The sequence below is a fragment of the Pseudobutyrivibrio sp. 49 genome, from assembly GCF_900100545.1.
GTDB lineage: Bacteria > Bacillota > Clostridia > Lachnospirales > Lachnospiraceae > Pseudobutyrivibrio.
This window is the reverse complement of sequence record NZ_FNDP01000011.1, coordinates 69,260-91,177: the sequence shown is the minus strand read 5'-3', so window position 1 is coordinate 91,177 and position 21,918 is coordinate 69,260. Positions and strand designations below refer to the sequence as shown.

The window sequence follows — 21,918 nt, the reverse complement described above, 5'->3', positions numbered from 1 at the left end:
GATTTATAATAAAGTAAAGTACATAGTTTTTCAACAATTTCATCACACAATCATCACATTAGTGATTAATTATTGCGACAAATAGCGTGTTTTCGTAATAATAGTAAAAAAACGGCAGACATATCCGTCTGCCGTTATAGTTTTTTGCAAGTGCAAAATCTCTAATTTTTGTAACGTTTTTTACTTTGTGAGTAGCATCATAATCTTATTAGAACGAGCTACAAACTCTGTCATAGCCTCTGGTGAAAGAGGTGCGTTAGCAAGCTTAGCAAGATCATAAAGCTGAGCTGCAAAGGTAGGAACATTCTCAGAATCCTTGTTATTAAGAATGTACTGAACAAGGTCGTTGTTTGCATTAAGTACAAGTGTCTCTGATGCAGAACCGAACATGTTCATATCCATGCCACCCATAGCGTACATTCTCATCATATCCTGCATACGACGACTCTCCTCTGATACTGTAAGCATAGAAGAAAGATCCTTGTTCTTAAACTTCTCAACCTTAACCTCGAGACCTTCATTGTTAAGTGCCTTGCGGAATACATCTGTAAGTGTCTCTGTCTCAGTCTTAAGTTCGTCCTCTGATGTCTCCTCAACCATAGTGTCAGTAACATCAGCATCGATACGACAGAACTTGTAGTTCTCATTGCGCTGCTCAAGCTGTGTGATGAATGAGGTATCAATAGCGTGGTCGAGAATGACTGCATTCATTCCCTGCTCCTTGAACATATTTACATACTGAGACTGCTGCTGAAGATCAGTTACATAATAAACAGTCTTTCTTGTATCCTCTGGCTCCTTAGTCTCGTCTGCGTCTTTATTATCCTCTACAACTTCTGCCTCTACAGTCTCACCATTTTCATCTGTAGCCTTCTCTTCATCTTCCTTAACTAGAAGCTCTGGAAGTGTAGTGTATTTATCGTTGATGTCCTTGAATAAGATGTAGTCGTTCATCTTATCGCAGAACTTTGTATCCTTTAAGCAACCAAACTTAATGAATGGAGCGATATCGTCCCAATACTTCTCATAAGATTCCTTATCAGTCTTGCACATACCTGTGAGCTTGTCTGCAACCTTCTTTGTGATGTACTCAGAAATCTTTGTAACGAAACCATCATTCTGAAGAGCAGAACGTGATACGTTAAGTGGAAGATCTGGACAATCGATAACACCCTTAAGAAGCATTAAGAACTCTGGAATAACTTCCTTAATGTTATCAGCGATGAATACCTGATTGTTGTAAAGCTTGATTGTTCCTTCGATAGAATCGTACTCTGTATTAATCTTAGGGAAGTATAAAATACCCTTGAGATTGAATGGATAATCCATGTTAAGGTGAATCCAGAAAAGTGGCTCCTTATAGTCATGGAAGACGTCTCTATAGAATGCCTTGTAATCATCATCTGTACACTCTGATGGAGACTTTGTCCAAAGTGGCTGTGTCTCGTTAAGAGGTGTAGGCTCGATTACATTTCCGTCATCATCCTTCTTTGGCTCCTCGCCCTTCTTTGAAAGATAAATCTCTGTAGGCATGAATGAACAGTACTTTGTGATAACTTCTCTTGCTCTGTATTCATTTGCAAACTCGAGGCAATCTTCATTTAAGAATAAAGTAATCTTTGTTCCTACCTGATCCCATTCACCATCGCCCATCTCGAACTCTGTGCCGCCATCACATTCCCAGTGAACTGGAGTAGCACCTTCCTTGTATGAAAGTGTATCGATGTGAACCTCATCAGCAACCATAAATGCAGAATAAAAACCGAGACCAAAGTGACCAATAATCTGATCTGAATCTGCCTTATCTTTGTACTTCTCAAGGAAGTCTGTAGCACCTGAAAATGCAATCTGATTGATGTACTCATCTACCTCTTCTGATGTCATACCAAGACCATTATCGATGAAGGTAAGTGTCTTGTCCTCAGGGCTAACGATGACCTGAATCTTTGCTTTGTAATCAAGTGGAAGAGAATACTCTCCCATCATATCTAACTTCTTTAATTTTGTGATTGCATCACAGCCATTTGAAATAAGCTCTCTATAAAAAATGTCGTGATCTGAGTATAACCACTTCTTAATTACTGGAAAAATATTCTCACTTGTAATTGATAAACTACCTTTTTTATTACTCATTATCCTCACTCCTTCTCTAATCCGCTGTTACGCCAACAAGCCTTAGTGTTTTTTCATTCGACTAACATGTCTCATTCAAAAACCTAAGAGCTTGTTCGCTACAGCTATTCGCTAGAAATTATGATAATACTACGTATACGAGAAGTCAATAAAAAATTAGCACTCTACGGATAAGAGTGCTAATAACGTGTGCAACGCGTAAAAAAAGAGCTGTATCGTATATACGATACAGCTCTACGCTACGTCACAAATAAATAAAACAAAATCTTAAAGCTCTACTGATCCCACGCTATCTTTATTAGCTACGTAATAAATTTTGCGCTCTTCTGGTTTGATATAAATGTTTAACTCTTCAAGAGTCTTACCCTTGTAATCCTTCTTGAACTGTGCCTGTGCTTTCTTTAAGCACTCAGCCTCTGTAAACTCACGATCCTGATACTGAACAACTGCTGTTGTTGCAACTGCTTTTTTCTTTGTTGTAGCTTTCTTAGCTGTTGCCTTTTTTGCGGTTGTCTTTTTAGCTGTTGTTTTCTTTGCAGCTGTCTTCTTTGCAGGAGCCTTCTTAGCGGCTGCTGCTTTCTTTGTTGCTACTTCTTTCTTAACTTCGTCAACGACCTTCTTTGTTGTCGCTGGTGCACTAGCTACTGCAGTCTTAACAGTTGTAGCTGCAGATGCTGCAGACTTCTTTACATCATCAACTGTAACCTTTGCATTTGTTACCATTTTTCACCCTCCTATTTGAGCAATAAAAGTTTTTGTTTTTTATTTAGTTAGTATTATAGTCATTCTTCTATTTAAATGCTAGTCTATTATGAAAATTTTCTACCAATTTAACAATAAAAAACAAATTATAAAATGGATTTAATACAAATTGCACTTATAATTTATAAATATTTATTTAATGTTTCAAAAAAAGTTGCACTTGTAAGTTCAGAAACGTCATCCGTAAATACGATATTGTCCCAAAGATTTGTATTCATATTTGAGAAATTTTTCTCCTCTAAATCTTTCACAATATCTTCCAAAACTTGCTGTCTTCTTTTCTCAATAATGACCTCTTTATTTGCCTCTGATAATTCCTCATTGTACTTATCCAAGCACTGGAAAAAATAATAGCCACCATCAGCAGAAATCGCAGTAGAAACTTCATCTGTATCAAGATTAAAAACGACTTCATCAATCTCTTTTGAATACTCTCCACGAGCAAAGGTAACCTGATATGAATCAAGCTCTGTATATGTGGATGCAAGACGCTCAAAGGTATATCCATAATCAATCATTCCCTGGATTTCATCTGCCTTTGCTTTGTCAGAAACAAACAAAACGAATGCTTCCATAACACGTGCTTCATCCTCAGAAACTTCTTCATCAACTGAGTTCATAAGCTCGTCATAAACCTTTGTTGCTAAAGCATATTTTTTGTATGCTTTAAGCACATCTTTTTTCTTCGCACCTGTGAAAGATTTCTCAGCAGAATTAAGTGAAGAATAATATTCCTTTGCTGCATCTTCACATGCCTTTTCTTCTTTTTCAGTAAGAGTGATTTCCTGCTCCTCAGCATATAAATTTAAAACGTATACACGAGTGAGATGTTCTATGGTCAGATCCTTAATTGAACCAGTCATGGTGTCGGTGTCAAAATCATCTGTCCAAAGGTTAACTCCATCAACTGAACCATAGATATTTTTTTCATTTAAAAGGTAAAGAAGCGCCTCCTTTTTTGAGCACTTCATATCACCAATTTTGAACACTGTATTTCGTCTGCTGGAGGTGTCAAAATACACTGTCTTATCCTGAAAGGTGCATGCCGAAAATGACAAAGAAAGTGATGCCACAAGACATGCTGCGCAGATTCTTTTTATAAACTTCATTTCTATCCCTCTACAATAAGATATCTTCCATCGCCAATGGCAAAAACTTCCTCAGAGGAAAGAATCTCCTCCTCAGACATTCCTGAGATATCCATTGCATCTTCGAGATATTCCATTACTTCTTTTTTATTTTTGCAAACAGTGGCACAAACGTCCTCTAAAAACTCTGCAGCCTCCTGCTCATCTTCAGCTACCTTTTCTGGGAATAACTTTAATTGGTTGTCAAGGAAAGCCTTGATTGTTAATTTGTCGTACATATGGTAACTCCTTTCTCTAGCGCGAAGGAATATAGCAAAGTTTCCTTCACTGGGGTGTTGTATGCTTTTTCGATAGCAGACTTATATAACTGTAACTGCTTTTCATATCTTACCACTAAAGCTTCATCCGAGTCTACTCTATCCGTCTTATAATCTAAAAGTACAATTCCGTCTTCCTCCTGGAAGAAAACGTCGATGATTCCCTGAACTAAAATCAGCTCGTCAGAGGCATCTTTATCATCAAATAAATCTCTTCCATTGCTTCCGAAAACAAATGGTTTTTCTTTGAATAACAGACCCTTTTCTGCGGCAAGAGACATACGCTTTGCTATGTCATCTGACAGGAATTTTTTAAGCTTATATGGACTGATTCTGGACTGCTCATCATCTGAAAGCATATGAACATTTTTCATGTAAGAAAGCTGCTCATCAAAGGACTGTTCAAAATCACTTCTGGCGAAATCAAAACATTCCATAAAGCGGTGCATGGCTGTTCCATAAAGAGCACCTGTTGGAATAGCTGAACCAGATTTTTCATCCTGTTCCTCAGAGATTTCTGTGCGCATGAATTCAGGAATATATCTTTCCTCTTCATGGTGGATGAAGGCTGGTGCTGCATCTAAATTTTGCTCGTAAATAGACTCCATTGCATTATGCTTAATCTCAGAAACAGAATACTTACTTTTATATTTGCTGTCTTCGATTTCGTCATATTTAAAGGACAACGTATTTACGATTTCGTTATCTGATGACAGCGTAGCCTCATCCACTAATTTCTCAATTACCTTTTTTGCATCCTCTCGAAGAACTGCTCGTTCAACCTCATCCACAAAAAGCTCACCGCAATCAACAATTCTTTTTTTATAAGGCACTGCGGAGGCATTTAAACCTCGAATCATAAGCTCAATTGCAGACTGAGCACGTGCCTTAGTAAGATAGTCAATTACCGATGATGAGGCTGTATATCCCTCTATAATATCTGCTACAGATTTATCCTTGGTAGGCTTGATTGTGGCAGTGATAATAAGCTTATCAACAGGACGGGTAAGTGCTACATAATACTTTCTAAAGAACTCGCCCTTTGCACTGTCATTTAGCTTCGTTTTTACGATAGAGTAAAAAGGTGTGGTGCAGCTGATTCTTGTTTCTGGATTGCGATAATTAAGAGCGAGACCAAGGGTGTCATCATAGCAGAATTTTCCACCCTCATCTCTTGCGCCACGACCACATCCACTGACAAAAACAACTGGGAATTCCAAACCTTTACTTTTATGAATGGTCATAATTTTTACTGCATCGTCATTCTCTCCCACGGACTTTGCAAGACCCAAGTCTTCTTCGTAAGTACGAAGTCCCTCAATGTATTCTACGAAGCGCGACAAGCCCTTAAAGCTAGTTCCTTCAAAGCTTACAGCCTCATCCACAAGCTTTTCAAGATTAGCATAAGCCATCTTTCCCATAGGAAGAGAACGTACATATAAACCGTAACCAGTCTCCTCCAAAAGCATTTCAATAACCTCATGGATAGGTGTGTCGATTGCTATATCACGGAAGCGATTTAACATATCTAAAAACTTTTCTATATCCTTAGAAGGATGTTTTTCCTGATATGAAAGCAAGCAATTATATAAAAAGCCATCACCGTCTGTTGCACGAATCTGAGCAAGTCTGTTTGAGGAAAAACCAAACATTGGCGAATGTAAAACTGCCGCCAATGGGATGTCATTGAAGGGATTATCAATACAGGTAAGCATTGATAAAACCGTCTCTATTTCCTCGCGTTCAAAGAATCCTGTCTCCTCAGAAACATAGGCAGGAATTCCTTTTTCTTTCAAAACGCTAATGAACTTTTCAGCGTGACCACTTACAGCTGACATAAGAATCACTACGTCAGAATATTTCATAGGACGAAGAGCACGCTCGTCTCCATCCTTGTAACTTACCTGAAAATCTTCTTCCTTAAGCTCCTTAATTCGCTTTGCAACCACAAGAGCCTCAAGAGAATCTCCATCCTCAATATCAAGCTCTTTCATAGCCTCGCTATCCTGAGAGGCTACAATTATTTCGGACTCGTAGGCGCTCGTATCACCCTTAAAGGTCTTATCTCCCACCTTAAGAGCTGCTCTTTCATCGTAAATTACACCTCCCATATCAGCCTGCATGAGTGGTGCAAAAATGTAGTTGCAGAAATTCAGAACCTGACCACGGCTTCGGAAATTATAATCAAGATCTATTCGTATAGAATCTGCCGTGTCATCCATAGGATAAGAATCAAGCTTTTCAATAAAAAGCTTTGGGTTGGCCTGTCTGAATGCATAAATAGATTGCTTTACATCTCCTACTGTGAAGTAATTATTTCCCGATGTGATGGCTGTAAGAATCTGCTCCTGAAGCTCATTGGAATCCTGATACTCATCCACCATTACTTCCTTAAAATGGTTGGCAAGCTCGATAGCAACTGGTCGTCTTTCATGCTCTTTTGAATCCTTGTTCCTGAGGATTTCAAGGGCCATGTGTTCTATGTCGTTGAAGTCATAAATATTTTTCTTCGACTTCATTTTTAAGAGCGTATCAGTGTAATCCTGAGTGAATCGAATCAAAGCTGTAGCCTGCTTTTTGACAAAGGAAATACAGTCAAATAATTCCTCTGGATTCATTGCAAAAAACTTTTCTGCATAGCCTGAAATAACATCCTTATATAAATCTCTAAGAGATTTTACTCGCTGTATCTCATCAGGATTTAAAGGTGTCTTTTTTGCATCCCATCTTACTGGTGCAAAGCCAGCATATAAGACAACTTTTTCACGATAAGTTTTTGCATTTATAATTGCCTGAATATAGGAATATTCCTCAGAAATAATTGTTCCATCCTTTGTAGAATAATCGCCATTATATAACTTCATTAAAGGTTCTAAACGCTTTAATAAATCTGCCAAAACCAAATCAGTGACTCTGATTATACTTTGAACAAATTCGCTTTCTTCCAGCTCATCCACAGAATTAATATCGTATAAACGAAGTGCCTCCTGATACCATTCATGAGGCCATGGATAGCTTGCTGCCTTCGCATGAAGCTCAAATACCATCTTCTTTAATTCATCTGTTCTGCGACCTGTTATATATGCATCTGCCAGAAGTCTGAACTCCTTATCATCTGATTGAAGATACTTGCTAAGAAGGTCATCAAACACCTCATCAGAAAGCATTTTCAGCTCTCCTGTGGTGCCAATTCTGAAGGATGGCTCCTGGTCAATTTCATAGAAATAATTCTTAACAATCCAGCTACAAAAACTGTCTATGGTACGAATATGGGCGCTATGAATCAGTGTGGCCTGAGCTTTGATTCGCTTATCCACACCCTTTTCAGAAACAGCCTTATCGATGGCCTGACGAATTCTGTCCTTCATCTCTGCTGCGGCAGCGTTGGTGAAGGTAACCACCAAAATCCTGTCTACATCGATAGGATTTTTCTCGTCCAAAATTTCTGAAATAATTCGCTGTACAAGGACGAAGGTTTTACCACTACCTGCGGCAGCGCTGACCAACATATTTTTATTTCTGGTATCCCTTACCTTTTCCTGTTCTTTAGTAAGACCCACGTTAATTTACTCCTTTGAATCCATTGATTCTTTCATAAGTTCTATTACTGCATCTTTTTTACCAAGCTTTTCAAGGTTGCGAGCCTTAAAGCCTTCCTCATTTTCATTGAAATGACAGACGCTCTTAAAGCTACAATATTGACATGCATCGATATTACCTAATCTGGCTGGTGCACAATCAAAATCACCATCAATTATGTGCTTGGCAGTTTCAGCTGCCGAATATTTAGAATACTCTAAAACAGTATTAATGCCCTCAAGACTGACGGCATTGGTATTTGCATCTACCTCACCATCTTTTTTCACACCGTAAGGTACGATAGATGATTTAGATGTCTGTCCATCCTCAGTACCAACTGTGGAATCATTAGCAAGTAAATCGCTCTCTTCTGCGGACAGCAGACCTTCCATTCGACTGAGCTTTAAGCGCTCTTCATTCGTGCCTGCAAGGGTGCCTGTACGTTCAACATATTTATTTGCCATTTCATAGTAAAGCATGGCGGATGGATGAAGTGTAGCATTTGGATATTTCTCTTTCAGCTTATCAAGAACTACACTCATGTAGATAGGAAGCTGCATAGAAAGACCGTAATAACACTCCTCCAAATCCAGCTTATGACCGCTGGATTTATAATCTATGATACGAACTGCCATGTCAGCTGAGTCTGTCAGGTCAATTCTATCTACCTTACCTTTTAGGTTTGCAACCAGCTCATCACTTTCTCTATCTCTAATTTCAGCGGATATTTTTTCCTCGAAAAATGCAGGTTCAAATTCACCTCTGGAAACCTGTGTGGTAATGATTTCCACAGTATGACGCAAGGTCTCTCTCATGGATTCCACAATATATTTCTGAGTGTAATCCTCCAGGGTAGAAACCTTTGACATTGCCTCAAAGGTCTGATTGAAAGCAGTATCTAAATATGCATCTCTTTCTTCCTTTGATACATTCTTCCATTTCTTTCCATCTGCTTTTAGATTATCAGAATAACGCTGGATAGCCTCATGGTAAAAGTTACCCATATCCATGCTGGATAACTCGAATTTTTCTCTTTCCTGAAGCCTCATAATATACGTAAGGAAATACTTATAAGCACACTCGTTGTAAAGCTCAAAACGAGATACTGAGCCAGATACCGTTTCATCTGAATTAAAGGCCTCATTAACTGCCAACATGATATCCTTTGAAACTGACTCTGGCTGATGCTGATAGAATGCTCCAGAAAGGATAGTATCAAGGGACAGACTGTCCTCTGCCTTTGCCCACTCAATAAGCCCCTTAAAGGTATTTAATTCCTCAGGAGACAGGCACTCAACACCTTCCGCCGAAGCCTGATTAATCAACTCTATAAGATAATTCAAAGCACTCTTTTTAGACAAAAGTCTGTCAGAGGTTTCAAACTCTTCTATTTCAGTAAGCGCCACCTGAGGAAACAGCTTTGTGATTACCTCCACAAGATAAGAAGGATTTACAGATTTTCCAGTTCCATCCACTCGTGGCATTGTAATATACAATTTCTGATTTGGCTTTGTCAGCATCAAATATAAATAAAATCGCTGTCTGAAGGATTTTTGTCTGTCAGAAGGTGCCAACTCGAAGCCCTGCTCCAATAGCTGTTCTCTCTCCAGCTGAGAAAGAATACCACCATTTTCCACCTTCTTTGGGATGGCGTCATCTGATGCTCCAAGGCAGAAAAGAACCTTGATATTTGAAAGTCTGGTTCGCTCAATGTCTCCTAAAATTACGCTGTCATTTGCAGGCGGAATAACACCTATGGATGCAGCTGAAAGCCCCGCCTCATAGATGTCGTGGAACTCATCCAGCTTCATAGTCTCCTGATCAAGAATGTTAACCATCTTGTCCAAAATATCCATGATGATTGGATAAATCTGACTGTATTCCTTAGCCTTTACCGCATTACTATCCTGATAGCGATTTCCACGTTCATTAATCTTTCCTTCCACATCAAAATATAGAAGAAATTTATAAAGGGCTGTGGCAATGTTTCGAACAGTATCTGTCTTGCCTACGGCATTATCAAAATCGATAAATGGCTGAATGAATTTACTTCTGATTTCGTTTACACGAATTAAATCTTCATCGCTTTTGAACTGATTTGAACGAATGGCAAAAGGATGAAAATATTTCTTTTTTCCACGGATGCCCGTTGCAAGAATATAGTTTTCAAGATAATCGATTTCATCGGTTTCTAAAACTGTAAGATCTGTTCTTAAAAATCTAAAGACATCTTCTTTTCTAAAATCATTGTCGAAAATATCAAATAAAGAATCTATTGCCTCAGACATAGGGTGGAATAAAATCTCGGTTTTGGCGTCAATAAAGAAAGGTATCTGGTAATCAGACCAAATTCCTGGCAATAGATATCTGTAATTTTCCATGTTAGGTGCAACCACGGCAATGTCCTTGTAACGCATTCCGTTTCGGACAAGTTTGTTGATGGTGATTGCCACAAATTTCAGCTCATCTCTTGGACTGCGAAGACTGGTGAGCTTAATAGCTTCAGGAGCATTATCACCCTGAAACTGAAGGTCATTTCTAAAAATATTTCTCTCTAAAAACTGGAGTGCAGGATTTTGAGAAAGCCACCCATTTTCATCTGAAATGAAAACTGGCTCATTAATCTCTTTTCCAATTCTTTTAGCAATCTGATTTAGCTTTACAGCAAATTCTGAAGACATGGCAAAAACATCATCCTCAGACTTCATCTCGAATAACGCAGTATGTTCATCTGCAGTAATTGTCACTGCTACCTCATCGCAAATCTGAAGCAAGTGCTCCACAAGCTGATACTGGATAGGTGTAAAACCTGTAAATCCATCTAAAACTACGGTAGAGCCTGTGACAATATCAGAGCTGTCCAGCATCTCATTTAAAGTAGATAAAATGGATTCTGTGGTGACATATCTGCCCTCGATAAAATCCAGAAATGCCTGATAGATTACCAGCAAATCGGAGGCTTTTCTTCTGAAGCTTTCTGACATCACCGGCGAGCTCATCATCTCCTGAAGCTTTTCAGGGGTGATATTATACTGAGTCATTTCTGATATAAGAGATTTTATCTGAGTGATATAGCTGACTCTGGTGATATTGTTCCTAAGGGCCTTGATATCGTTTAGCTTATTATTTACCAACTTACGGATTACAAGGGACTTTCCCGTATCATCCAAAACAGACTGCACCGCAGTGCCAAGCTCCTCAAAAACTCTGTAGGCCAGACGATTGAAGGAAAGGACATCTATATTCATAATGCATTTGTTGGGATGCATGGATACAAGCAGACGCTGTGTGGACATGGTGTACTGCTCCGGAACAATAACAAGATAATTCTTATCCTTATGCTCCATGGATTCCTGAATTATCCTGCTGTATATATTTGTAGATTTGCCACTGCCGGAGCTACCGACTATTAAAGATAATGACATTTAATTCTCCTAAACACAAAAGCACCTCGTCACGCTCTCAAGCCTAAGATATTGCTTTCAGTCACTAGATGTTCCTTTCAGCAACACTTAGAGCTTGATAGCTACGGGTGCTCTCTTATTTGTAATTAGTGCGTATTTACGCTATTGTGGAAACATTCCTCGAAGCATTGTGGCCATTGAGCCGGTTCGAGAACGTTTATATGGTTTTCCTTTAAGATAAAGCTCGGACACATTTATAGTCTTTAGCTCATCTACCGGAATCTCATATGGATTCTTATCAAGAACTGCCAAATCGCAGCTCTTTCCCATTTCGAGAGTACCACGCTCCTTTTCATCGAAGCAAGAAAGCGCACCGTTAATGGTGGCCATTCTAAGAGCCTCATAGACGGATACTGACTCCTCTGGATTTGGATTATTACATGCGTCATGAATCCACATGATTGGGTCTGGATCAGAGGCTGGTGCATCAGAATTGAAGCAAACCTTGATACCCATATCAGTGATAGTCTTCAGAGGATTAATTCCCTTTGCTCTATCCTCCGAAAGTATTCCATCAACAAATTCCTTAACGCCATCAATATGCGAAAGCAACGATGGCTGTACAGAAATCATAATGTTGTATTTAGCGCAAATTCTCAATGCCTTTTCAGTAGGCAACGTACCATGAAGAATTATGTGTCTATGGTCGTATCTTGGATAATCCTCCAAGGCCATTGAAATAGCATTGACAGCCTGTTCAAATGCAGCATCACCAACTGCATGAAGAGCAATTTGATAGCCTGCTCTGTTGGCATTGATACAGAACTCCTGCACATCAGCATCGCTGAAGTAGGAAACACCCTTATTATTTATAGTTACATAGTTGTCATTTAATGCTGCATCCTTATTAGCGAGGGTTCCATCAAGGTTGCCGAATACGACTCTGGTCATATCCTTCTTGGCAAGCTTGTCGATATTAGAACACTGATAAGCAACCCTTACCTGCATTCCATTATCAAGACCTTTGGCAACTGAACGCTCCATATCGAAATCATAATCACGAATAAATCCCATTCCACTGGCAGAACAAATCAAGCCAATACCTTTGCTGGCAAGAAAATCAGAAGTCTCAACCATGGAATCGATTACCTTCTTTGTAGACATACCATGAGTAATAAATTCACAGGCTGCTAAGAAAGCCTCCTGCTTTAACTCACCTGTGGTGGCATTGTAGCCTCTGAGATTTGAAACCTTGGATTTGATTGCATCAAGAAACAGGCTATTGGCTACGCCAGAATGAGCGTCATGCTTGATAATGAAGGCTGGCTTATCAGGGCATGCCACATCCATCTGCTCCTTTAAAATAAGGTGCCCTTCAGATACGGCAAACTCTGTAGCGCCAAAGCCGACAATTATATTTTCTCTGGTACGAGTAGCGTATTCTCTCAGCTGATCCAAAATCTTAGCGTTGGAATCCGTATCGTTGATAGGAAACATTTTATGCAAAACGGAAAAGCCCGAATAATGCATGTGGGTATCAGCGAAGGCAGGAACCAAAACACTATTTCCCAACTCGATAGGTGGAACCACCTCGTACTGAGTAGGAAGCTTTGTTCCTATGTATGCAATACGACCCTCGCGCTCTACCAAATAATTAGCAATGGTATTGTTTTCATCACAAGTTAAAATTGTTCCATGAAATACCTGCATTTGTCCCCTCCAAAAAATAATAAATCTAAAAAATTATTTCTTTGTGGTTGTTGGTCTGTAGATGTGACGTGGAATACCATCAACCATAATTGGTGAAACATCACCCTGAATGAGTGGTCTTACATATGTAATAAATGCCTCTGTGACATATGTGCCATCATGTGTGATCCAGTTACGAGGTACGAGCTTCTCGTCGTTAGCAATCTTGTGTACATCCTTAACCTCTGTTCCACACTGATAAGGATCATCTGAATGACGGGTAAGTGTAACCATCTTACCTGTATCGCCTTCGTCTGCGGCAAGAACTGCGGCACCACCAACCTGATAAGCCTCAAGGATATCTACACGTGATGCAAGGTGTGAGCCTGCACGCTGTAAGGTAGAAAGCTCGATAGCTCTGGTCTTACAGCCAACCTCAGCTGCAATGTAATTGCAAAGATATGCTGCTGTACCTGTAAGCTGCTTATGATTAAAAGCATCGACAAACTCTACGTTATTTCCGAGCTCGCATACATATTTTCCGTCCTTTGTATGGATACCTTCAGAAATACAAATTACAACAGATGACTGTGTCTTTAAAAGCTTGAGAACTCTCTCTTTGAATTTTTCAATATCAAATGGAACCTCTGGCAAATAAATCAAATCAGGACCTTCACAATCTTCTCCCTTTGCAAGGATGGAAGCTCCGGTAAGCCAACCTGCGTTACGTCCCATAATCTCAACGATTGTAACAAGTCCCTTGTCATACTCTAAGCAATAGCTATCACGGATGATTTCCTTGACAGATGTACCGATGTATTTAGCGGCACTGCCATAGCCTGGTGTGTGATCTGTAAGAGCCAGGTCGTTGTCGATTGTCTTTGGACAACCAATGAACCTGATGTCAGAACCTGTAAGAATAGCATAGTCGGAAAGCTTTTTGATGGTGTCCATGGAATCATTTCCACCAATGTAGATCAAAGCTTCGATTTCCAGCTTTTTGAGAATAGCGAAGATTTTCTCGTAAGTTTCCATATCCTCGTGGATTTCTGGAAGCTTGAAACGGCAAGAACCTAAATAAGCTGCTGGGGTACGTTTCAAGAGCTCTACATCCAAGTCGTTCTTGATGTAATCAGAAAGGTCGATGTATTGCTCATCCATCAAGCCCTTGATACCATGCAGCATACCGTAAACTTTTCCAGCGCCACGGTCCTTTGCTGTCCTGTAAACTCCTGCTAAAGAAGAGTTAATTGCGGCGGTCGGTCCGCCTGATTGTCCCACAATTACGTTTCCAGTCATTACATATTACCTCCCAATCATTTATTGTCATAAAATATTAAGACCAATAATCATATGCCCTTATCCCAAATCCCCATTAAAGGATAAAGACCCGCTGATATGCTAATCATCCTCTGGAATATCGCGAAAATGTCCTGCAATGATGTCGCACAAGCACCAAATAGCTCCTCCAACTGTCGATGCTATAAAAATCTTAATAACATTTACAAGAATCATCCCCGCTGTGAGAGTGCCTCCTGTAAATCCAATAATAAGCCAATAAACAGAGCGTACGAATAAAAGATATCCGCCTATGTACAACCCTAAAACTGTGCCAAGAATGCTAAACAGCACAGCTAACGCCCTCTTTGCATTCTTCTTCATATATAATCTCCGTAAAATTGTATCTATTAAAATGGTAGCATAATGAGTCCAAAAACGCCACAAAAAAACCAAAAGCAGGTCACACCAATTATTATGGCTATGATGGCTCCGGCTATGACATCCCTTATAAAATGAACTCCTCCTACCACTCTTATTACTGCAAGAACTACGCCAAGCACTAATAAAAATACTCCTACGGGAATGGAAACCTGGAAAAATGTGATTGCTACCATGAAAATAGAGAAAACATGTCTGCTTGGAAAGCTTTTCCCTTTAGTGTCCTTATTGAGAGCTGGTGTGAAGCCATAAACCTCGTATGGGCGAGGTGTGCTGGCAACCTTTCTAAAAAGGCTCACGATAATAAAGGAAACACCTGGAATGACAATACTTCTGTACAAAAGGGTAGCCCCCATTTTAGGAATAGAGATAGCTGCGTATACTAGCAGCCCAAGATAAAATAAAATCGTAATATAAGTAATGGCCTTGTCCAGCACATTTAGCGCTGTAACAAGACCACTATTATTTTTTATTGAAGCTGATAAATCAGAATATGAAATCTTCATTAAATTTATGCACCTATGAGTAATTTATTTGAGAAATGTATCTTAACGGCATCTTCAAACAAATGCTGTGCATAAGGGATATCCTTTCCCATTGAAAAAGCCATTTCCTCGTAAAGCTTACGACCTGCCACACTGAGAATCTTCTCATCTAAGGCCATAACCTTCTTGCCTGACTCAATACGCTGCCATTTTCTGATAAGAACCGTCTTTACCACACGTGCAAGAGACTCTGGTGTAAACTCAGCCATAACCTCTTTGAACTTCTCCTGAAGCATTCTGTCGTTTGGCTCATTGATACATTCGATATCATCAATATTATCAAGAATTTTAGTAAATGTAGTTTCCTCTGCTACCGGACGTAATCTGATTGTAGAACCAGTAATTGGAGTGAATACTTTTGCTCCAGCTTTGAATACAGGTGCCATGCAGTAGTAGGTCTTTTTTGAACCCTTGCCCATAAGCTCCATATCATCGATGTCCTCAATTTTACAAACACCACTTCCCTCATGAACTAAAAAATCGCCTACCTGATAATTCATTTTTCACCATCCTTCTAAAGCATAAACAATATGTACCTCCATAACTCGTTTTCTCCCATTACTTAATGTAATTATAGCACGATTTTAGTCATCAGGACACAGAAAATTCACATTCGTTAATAATTCACACGAAAACTAACGAAACTCTATACTCTATTGGTAGAAATGAACTATAGTCAGACAATTCATTCGGATAAAAAAAGGCCCGACTGTGAGCCGGGTTATGTCATTTAAAGTAGTCATCTATCTAGGACTGCTGTTGCCAACAGCCTCAAGCGTTCAACCTGGTGCTGGCGGGCCGCGTACGCACCGTTTAGAACTTGCTTCGGATGGGGTTTACATGGCTACCGCTGTTACCAGCAGCACGGTGGTCTCTTACACCGCCTTTCCACCCTTACCCGCAAAAGCGGGCGGTATATCTCTGTTGCACTATCCTTGGAGTTACCTCCACCGGCCGTTAGCCGGCATCCTTGCCCTGTGAAGCCCGGACTTTCCTCTCCATAGCTATTACGACTATGCAGCGACTACTCATCGGACCTTTATGAACTTTTTTAGGTGTACTCTTATAGAATACATGAACCTCCAATAAACTCGCGAACCAGTGAATTGTTAGGAATAACATCTGGTGCCATTGGAAGGAAATAATCCAAAAGCTTTATAAGACGCTTTGCCTCAGCATACATAGGATGATCAGGCTCAATAGCGTAAAGCATCGGATCGACATACAATTTTAACACAGCCATCTCATAAATTAAAGCTGTATTAAATATATAATCAGCCTTTTCCTGGAATGGGAAGATATTCTTCTCCTCTCCGCGGCGAACTGAATCCCACATAGCAATAGTTTCAGCTGCTGTTGTGGCTCTGGTTCTAGCATCTCTGACAATTCGACGAATCAATCTACCGTCTGCTGTAGACAGTGGATTGTGCTCATCAATAGAAAGCTGTGTCAACGCTGAAAGATAAATCTTATACTTAGATTCTGCTGGAAGCGATGAGCTCATTCTGTCGTTAAGACCATGAATACCCTCGATAACAAGAATATCATTCTTGCCAAGCTGCATATAATGGTCATTATACTCTCTTTTACCAATTTTGAAATTGAAATTTGGTAAAAGAACACGCTCTCCCTTGAGGAGCTTGACCATGCATTCATTGAAATAAGGAATATCAAGACCTTCTATAGCCTCAAAATCCTTCTCGCCATACTCATCAATTGGCATCTGATCTCTGTTTAAATAGAAATCATCCAGTGGAAGCGGATGAGGCACGCAGCCTAAAGCTCTAAGCTGAGCTGAAAGCTTGTGAGAAAATGTGGTCTTACCTGATGATGAAGGACCTGCCATCATAACAAACTTAACATCCTTATTAGAAGCGATAATACCAGCGAGCTCACCGATATTTCTCTCAAAAATGGCCTCCTGGGAAAGAACTAAATCCCTAATCTTTCCTTTGGCAATAACCTCATTTAAAGCACCCACTGTAGGCACTCCCATTATCTGACCAAAATCAGAGGCAGCCTGCTGAACGCTGAAAAGCTTCATAGGCTTTTTAAACTCTGCAACTACTCTGGTGTCTATGCCAGGAAGACTTCCGTCTGGATACATAAGCATGAAGCCATGCTCGAATTTAAGTAAATCAAAATACTTAAGATATCTGGTAGATGGGACCATATATCCATAGAAATAGTCTATACAGCCATCTAAATCATATACATTAATATTTGAGCTGGTACGGTACTTTAAAAGCTGTTCCTTGTCCTTCATATTGAAGCTGTGGAACATCTCCTTGGCCTGCGTAGTCTTGATGGAATACTTCTTAAGAGGTACGTCCTTCTCGACCAAATCAAGCATTACCTTTTTCAGCTCCTGCAAATCCTCTTCTGTAATCTCGCCAACACCCTCTAAAGTACAGAAATCGCCCTGTCCAAGAGAATGTTCAACTCTAAGATATGGATTTGCTGGCAATGGATAAACATCCATAAGGGCACGCTGAAGAAGAAATACTACACTTCGTCTATAGGCTCTGCGTCCATCCTTATCAGCTGTGGTAAGGAACTGTAACTCCGCTACACCTGTAACAGCTTTGCTAAGCTCAGTAAGGCTGCCCTTGTACTTTGCAAGCACAATATCATCCTTGTATTCAGACTGGTGCTTTTCTGCAATGTCAACTAAGCGTGTGCCTTCCTCGTAAGTTTCTTCCTTACCGCCTATGATTACTTTCGCCATAGTCCCTTCTCCTCCTACAGTGAATTTTTAATCTGGTTTATTATTTCAAGCTCGGCTCTAAGCTCCCGACATCTTGCAGCTGCAGCTTCAGAAGCGCCCCCTTGCTCAAGCTTGTTAATAATTGAGCTATATTCACTTTCGTTTTTATCCAAAAGCTTAATTAAAAGCTCTGGTGCTTTTTCAATAACCTTAGGTCCATATTCTAGCTGAGCGGTGTTATAGGCAATACGTTTGCTCTCATCAGCTTCATAATGAAGCTTAATAATAGGATAAATTTTGTTTTCCTCACAGGTAAGGTCTTCGTCATCAATAACAAAGCCATGTTCCATAAGGAAGGTTCTAAGCTCAAGGTATTCTGACTGTGGCTCGATAATCATTAGCTTGGCTGATTTGGCAACAGTAATACCCGCTCCTATTATTCTCTGGATAAGAGCGCCGCCCATGCCACAAATGCATATGACATCTGCTTCCTCTGGCGAAAGCTTTGCAAGACCATCTGACAATCTAAGGTCTGCCTGAGCCATAAAGCCTGCTGCCTGAAGGTTTTCTGAGGCCTTACTGAGAGGCCCCTTGTTTACATCCATTGGAATCACCTTTTTTGCAACACCGTTTTCAAGGAGTGCGATGCTGAGATATCCGTGGTCACAGCCCACATCTGCAACAGTGTCACAGGCAGGAATCATGTCATATACAATTTGTAATCTTGGTGACAATTTTATCATTTAACTATGTCCAAAATGTTTATTTTACTGATCGAGATAATCCTTAAGCTTGCGGCTGCGGCTTGGGTGACGAAGCTTTCTAAGTGCCTTTGCCTCAATCTGACGGATACGCTCACGTGTAACGTTGAACTCCTTACCTACCTCTTCAAGGGTGCGAGCCTTGCCATCCTCAAGACCGAATCTAAGGATAAGTACGCGCTGCTCACGCTCTGTAAGTGTATCGAGAACCTCGTGAAGCTGCTCCTTTAAAAGTGTGAAAGTAGCTGCCTCAGCTGGAACTGGTACGTTCTCATCTGGAAGGAAATCTCCAAGGTGGCTATCTTCCTCCTCACCGATAGGTGTCTCAAGAGAAACTGGCTCCTGAGAAATCTTAAGAATCTCGTGTACTCTGTCTACAGTAATACCCATTGCTGCAGCGATTTCCTCTGGAGTCGGTTCACGGCCGTACTCCTGGAGTAACTGTCTAGAAACTCTGATAAGTTTGTTGATAGTCTCAACCATATGTACAGGAATACGAATTGTACGGGCCTGATCAGCGATAGCACGTGTGATAGCCTGACGAATCCACCATGTAGCATATGTAGAGAACTTGTATCCCTTGTGATAATCGAACTTTTCTACAGCCTTCATAAGACCAAGGTTACCTTCCTGAATAAGATCAAGGAAAAGCATACCACGACCTACATAACGCTTAGCGATAGAAACTACAAGACGAAGGTTTGCCTCAGCAAGCTTATTCTTTGCTTCCTGATCACCTTCCTCCATACGCTGAGCAAGCTCAACCTCTTCCTCTGCTGAAAGAAGTGGTACCTTACCGATTTCCTTAAGGTACATACGTACAGGATCCTCAATGCTGACAGAATCAGGCACTGACATATCGATGTCTTCTAAATCCTCATCATCACTTGCAAGTAAAAGTGCATCTGAAGGGCCAGATGAGAAGTTTACATCGATACCCTTCTTATCAAGGTAAGTAAGGATGCGCTCCATCTGCTTTGCGTCAATTTTGTAATCCTTTAAGAACTCAGAAATCTCATAGTCCTCAAGGATGTTCTTCTGAGACTTTGCGATTTTGATAAGCTCAGTAACCTTTGAGTCAAGCTCATCGTTACCGAAGGAATCAATATCATCATCCTCGTCCTCATCATCCATATCCATAGATGTCTTTGCACCTACTGATGCAAGGAACTCATCTACATCATCGTCATCCTCTGTCTCATCGATGTTGTCGAAATCATGCTCATCGAACTCAAGGTCCTCAGCTGAAATTTCTTCGAGATCGCCAAAGTCTACATCTTTATCATCTGATTCAGCATCATCGATGTCCTCTGCGTCTTCAGCATCTGCCTCTGCTTCAGCTAAGAATGCCTCAGCAGCAGCATTTAAATCTCCGTTTTCGATTAACTCATCTACTTTCTTCTTTGCCATTTTTATTCCTTTCTAAAGTGAAATGTCTAAACGCTCAAGGCGTTGTAGTGTCTTTTTTCCCTCCACGAGGCTTTTTAAATCGGCTCCATTTTTCTGAGCCAGCTCAAGGGAGTTCTTCTTTATTCTAAGCAGGGTCTCTTTAAGAGCCTTGCTAAGATCACTGTTATCGGTAAGCTCTCCAACTGTGGTATTGAAAAGGGCTGCAACTGTCTTGCGCTCCTCGTCCTCCATGAACAAATCCACGATTCTTGCGGTGTCCACTGGATTTCCTTCATCACAGTATTTGAAAACTTCCTCTGCTACTGTCCGGTATACACCAGATTCGAAATCCTCCGGATTCACATAAAGTGAAATCTTTGGGTAAACATCTGGGGTCTCAACAAGCCATGTAAGTAATAGCCTTTGTGACATTTTCATGCCATCATCCTTAGGCTTTAAGGACTTTTTCTGATAGTCCTCACCTGAGCCTGTGTCTCTTCTGGCTGTAATGCCTGACTGTCCAAGCTCCAATATATATTTAGCCAAGGCATCCTTAGGGATGTTGAATTTAGCTGCTACAGACTCTGTGTAGTTTTCCCGCTCAAGCTGAGTAGGGAATTCTGTGACAATCATACGTGCCGCTTCCTTTTGGAAGTCTGATTTCTTCTCCGGATCGGTCATGTCGTAATTGTTCTGAAGCATGCGCACCTGATACATGAAGCTGTTTTCAGCATTCTGAATGCGCTTCTCATATTCTTCAGCCCCTAGATTCTTAATAAATTCATCAGGATCCTTGTAAGGGCTCATGTTGATGATGCGACATGAAATACCTGCATTCTTAAGAATTGGTATTGCGCGAAGTGCTGCCTTTTGACCTGCGCCATCTGAATCGTAGCTAAGGTAAACATCCTTAACATATCTTTTGAGCATGCTGGCATGGCCTGCTGTAAGGGCAGTGCCAAGAGATGCAACTGCGTTATCAAAACCTGCCTGATGCAGGGAAATGACATCCATGTAGCCTTCGCACAGTATAAACTGTTCGCGCCTTGTCTTTCTGGCAAAATACAATCCAAAAAGTGTCTTTGATTTGTTGAAAATCTCCGTCTCTGGAGAATTCAAATATTTAGGCTCTCCATCTCCCATTACTCGACCACCGAAGGCAACTACTTTGCCGTTGGCATCAAATATAGGAAACATCGCTCGATTCCAAAACTTATCATGACCGCCTCGCTTCTCATCAATAGTGATAAGACCGCAGTCCTTTAAAATATTGTCATCGTAGCCTTTGTCCCTGAGATATTTATATAGGGAATCAGAATATTTGCTGGTGCAACCCAAACCAAACTTATGCATGGTATCTGGTGTCAGCTCACGCTTGGTGAAATACTCCATAGCCTGCTTTCCAGCATCTGAACGAAGCATCTTATAATAGTAGGCCGCCGCTTCCTTATTAATTTCAAATAGGCGGCTGCGCCTGTCGGCTCGCTGTCGATCCTGAGCAGTCATTTCTCGTTGAGGAAGGGTGACGCCACACTTCGGTGCCAACTCCTCCACAGCTTCCTTGAAGGTCATGTTTTCATAATCCATCAAAAAGCTGAAAACATTTCCTCCCTTGCCACAACCGAAACAATAATACATCTGCTTCTGAGGGCTTACGGAAAACGAACCTGTCTTTTCATTATGAAAGGGACATAAACCAAAATACTGGCTGCCCTTTTTTTGTAAGTTAACATATTGTGAGATTACATCAACGATGTTGGTGCGATTACGCACCTCCTCAACAACTTCTTCTGGATAAATCGCCATTATTCTTCCTAACTTACTA

At 40.4% G+C, this 21,918-nt stretch carries 15 protein-coding genes and 1 other RNA gene; all 16 read right to left on the bottom strand.

Going from position 1 to position 21,918, the window contains the following annotated elements; all coding sequences use genetic code 11:
• Positions 1-180: 180 nt before the first annotated feature.
• Positions 181-2,133, bottom strand: a complete 1,953-nt coding sequence (gene htpG, locus BLP54_RS10515; protein WP_090169423.1) for a molecular chaperone HtpG — start codon at positions 2,131-2,133, stop codon at positions 181-183.
• A 267-nt stretch (positions 2,134-2,400) separates the two neighbouring features.
• Positions 2,401-2,856, bottom strand: a complete 456-nt coding sequence (locus BLP54_RS10510; RefSeq protein WP_090169422.1) for a DUF6465 family protein — start codon at positions 2,854-2,856, stop codon at positions 2,401-2,403.
• Positions 2,857-3,017: 161 nt separating this feature from the next.
• Positions 3,018-4,004, bottom strand: coding sequence for a peptidylprolyl isomerase (locus BLP54_RS10505; protein ID WP_090169421.1), 987 nt, complete (start codon positions 4,002-4,004; stop codon positions 3,018-3,020).
• Between the two features lie 2 nt (positions 4,005-4,006).
• Positions 4,007-4,261, bottom strand: a complete 255-nt coding sequence (locus BLP54_RS10500) for a glyoxalase (RefSeq protein WP_072917419.1) — start codon at positions 4,259-4,261, stop codon at positions 4,007-4,009.
• On the bottom strand, positions 4,246-7,860 hold the full coding sequence (gene addA, locus BLP54_RS10495; protein WP_090169420.1) for a helicase-exonuclease AddAB subunit AddA: 3,615 nt from the start codon (positions 7,858-7,860) through the stop codon (positions 4,246-4,248). The genes BLP54_RS10500 and addA overlap by 16 nt, the downstream gene beginning before the upstream one ends.
• A gap of 6 nt (positions 7,861-7,866) precedes the next feature.
• Complete coding sequence (locus BLP54_RS10490; RefSeq protein ID WP_090169419.1) at positions 7,867-11,304, bottom strand: PD-(D/E)XK nuclease family protein; 3,438 nt, start codon at positions 11,302-11,304, stop codon at positions 7,867-7,869.
• A gap of 141 nt (positions 11,305-11,445) precedes the next feature.
• Positions 11,446-12,993, bottom strand: coding sequence for an amidohydrolase (locus tag BLP54_RS10485; protein WP_090169418.1), 1,548 nt, complete (start codon positions 12,991-12,993; stop codon positions 11,446-11,448).
• A gap of 33 nt (positions 12,994-13,026) precedes the next feature.
• Positions 13,027-14,271, bottom strand: coding sequence for a 6-phosphofructokinase (locus BLP54_RS10480; protein ID WP_090169417.1), 1,245 nt, complete (start codon positions 14,269-14,271; stop codon positions 13,027-13,029).
• A gap of 102 nt (positions 14,272-14,373) precedes the next feature.
• Complete coding sequence (locus BLP54_RS10475) at positions 14,374-14,634, bottom strand: hypothetical protein (protein ID WP_090169416.1); 261 nt, start codon at positions 14,632-14,634, stop codon at positions 14,374-14,376.
• A gap of 26 nt (positions 14,635-14,660) precedes the next feature.
• Positions 14,661-15,197, bottom strand: a complete 537-nt coding sequence (locus BLP54_RS10470) for a phosphatase PAP2 family protein (protein ID WP_090169415.1) — start codon at positions 15,195-15,197, stop codon at positions 14,661-14,663.
• Positions 15,198-15,202: 5 nt separating this feature from the next.
• On the bottom strand, positions 15,203-15,736 hold the full coding sequence (locus BLP54_RS10465) for a CarD family transcriptional regulator (protein ID WP_090169414.1): 534 nt from the start codon (positions 15,734-15,736) through the stop codon (positions 15,203-15,205).
• A gap of 196 nt (positions 15,737-15,932) precedes the next feature.
• Positions 15,933-16,276, bottom strand: an RNA gene (rnpB, locus tag BLP54_RS10460) — RNase P RNA component class A.
• A gap of 23 nt (positions 16,277-16,299) precedes the next feature.
• Positions 16,300-17,964, bottom strand: a complete 1,665-nt coding sequence (locus BLP54_RS10455) for a nucleoside kinase (protein ID WP_090169413.1) — start codon at positions 17,962-17,964, stop codon at positions 16,300-16,302.
• Between the two features lie 14 nt (positions 17,965-17,978).
• Complete coding sequence (locus BLP54_RS10450; protein ID WP_090169412.1) at positions 17,979-18,686, bottom strand: tRNA (adenine(22)-N(1))-methyltransferase; 708 nt, start codon at positions 18,684-18,686, stop codon at positions 17,979-17,981.
• A gap of 24 nt (positions 18,687-18,710) precedes the next feature.
• The gene (gene rpoD / locus BLP54_RS10445) at positions 18,711-19,838 is read right to left on the bottom strand and encodes an RNA polymerase sigma factor RpoD (protein WP_090169464.1); all 1,128 of its coding nucleotides are present in this window, start codon (positions 19,836-19,838) and stop codon (positions 18,711-18,713) included.
• Between the two features lie 288 nt (positions 19,839-20,126).
• Entirely contained in the window at positions 20,127-21,899 is a 1,773-nt protein-coding gene (dnaG, locus tag BLP54_RS10440) for a DNA primase (protein ID WP_090169411.1), read from the bottom strand.
• Positions 21,900-21,918: the final 19 nt, after the last annotated feature.

Bases quoted from the DNA above. Each gene is read 5' to 3' on its own strand.
- BLP54_RS10450 (WP_090169412.1), bottom strand. From the start codon at position 18,686: ATGATAAAATTGTCACCAAGATTACAAATTGTATATGACATGATTCCT.
- BLP54_RS10505 (WP_090169421.1), bottom strand. From the start codon at position 4,004: ATGAAGTTTATAAAAAGAATCTGCGCAGCATGTCTTGTGGCATCACTT.
- BLP54_RS10480 (WP_090169417.1), bottom strand. From the start codon at position 14,271: ATGACTGGAAACGTAATTGTGGGACAATCAGGCGGACCGACCGCCGCA.
- BLP54_RS10470 (WP_090169415.1), bottom strand. From the start codon at position 15,197: ATGAAGATTTCATATTCTGATTTATCAGCTTCAATAAAAAATAATAGT.
- BLP54_RS10510 (WP_090169422.1), bottom strand. From the start codon at position 2,856: ATGGTAACAAATGCAAAGGTTACAGTTGATGATGTAAAGAAGTCTGCA.
- rpoD (WP_090169464.1), bottom strand. From the start codon at position 19,838: ATGGATGATGAGGACGAGGATGATGATATTGATTCCTTCGGTAACGAT.
- BLP54_RS10485 (WP_090169418.1), bottom strand. From the start codon at position 12,993: ATGCAGGTATTTCATGGAACAATTTTAACTTGTGATGAAAACAATACC.
- BLP54_RS10475 (WP_090169416.1), bottom strand. From the start codon at position 14,634: ATGAAGAAGAATGCAAAGAGGGCGTTAGCTGTGCTGTTTAGCATTCTT.
- BLP54_RS10490 (WP_090169419.1), bottom strand. From the start codon at position 11,304: ATGTCATTATCTTTAATAGTCGGTAGCTCCGGCAGTGGCAAATCTACA.
- BLP54_RS10500 (WP_072917419.1), bottom strand. From the start codon at position 4,261: ATGTACGACAAATTAACAATCAAGGCTTTCCTTGACAACCAATTAAAG.
- BLP54_RS10465 (WP_090169414.1), bottom strand. From the start codon at position 15,736: ATGAATTATCAGGTAGGCGATTTTTTAGTTCATGAGGGAAGTGGTGTT.
- htpG (WP_090169423.1), bottom strand. From the start codon at position 2,133: ATGAGTAATAAAAAAGGTAGTTTATCAATTACAAGTGAGAATATTTTT.
- BLP54_RS10455 (WP_090169413.1), bottom strand. From the start codon at position 17,964: ATGGCGAAAGTAATCATAGGCGGTAAGGAAGAAACTTACGAGGAAGGC.
- dnaG (WP_090169411.1), bottom strand. From the start codon at position 21,899: ATGGCGATTTATCCAGAAGAAGTTGTTGAGGAGGTGCGTAATCGCACC.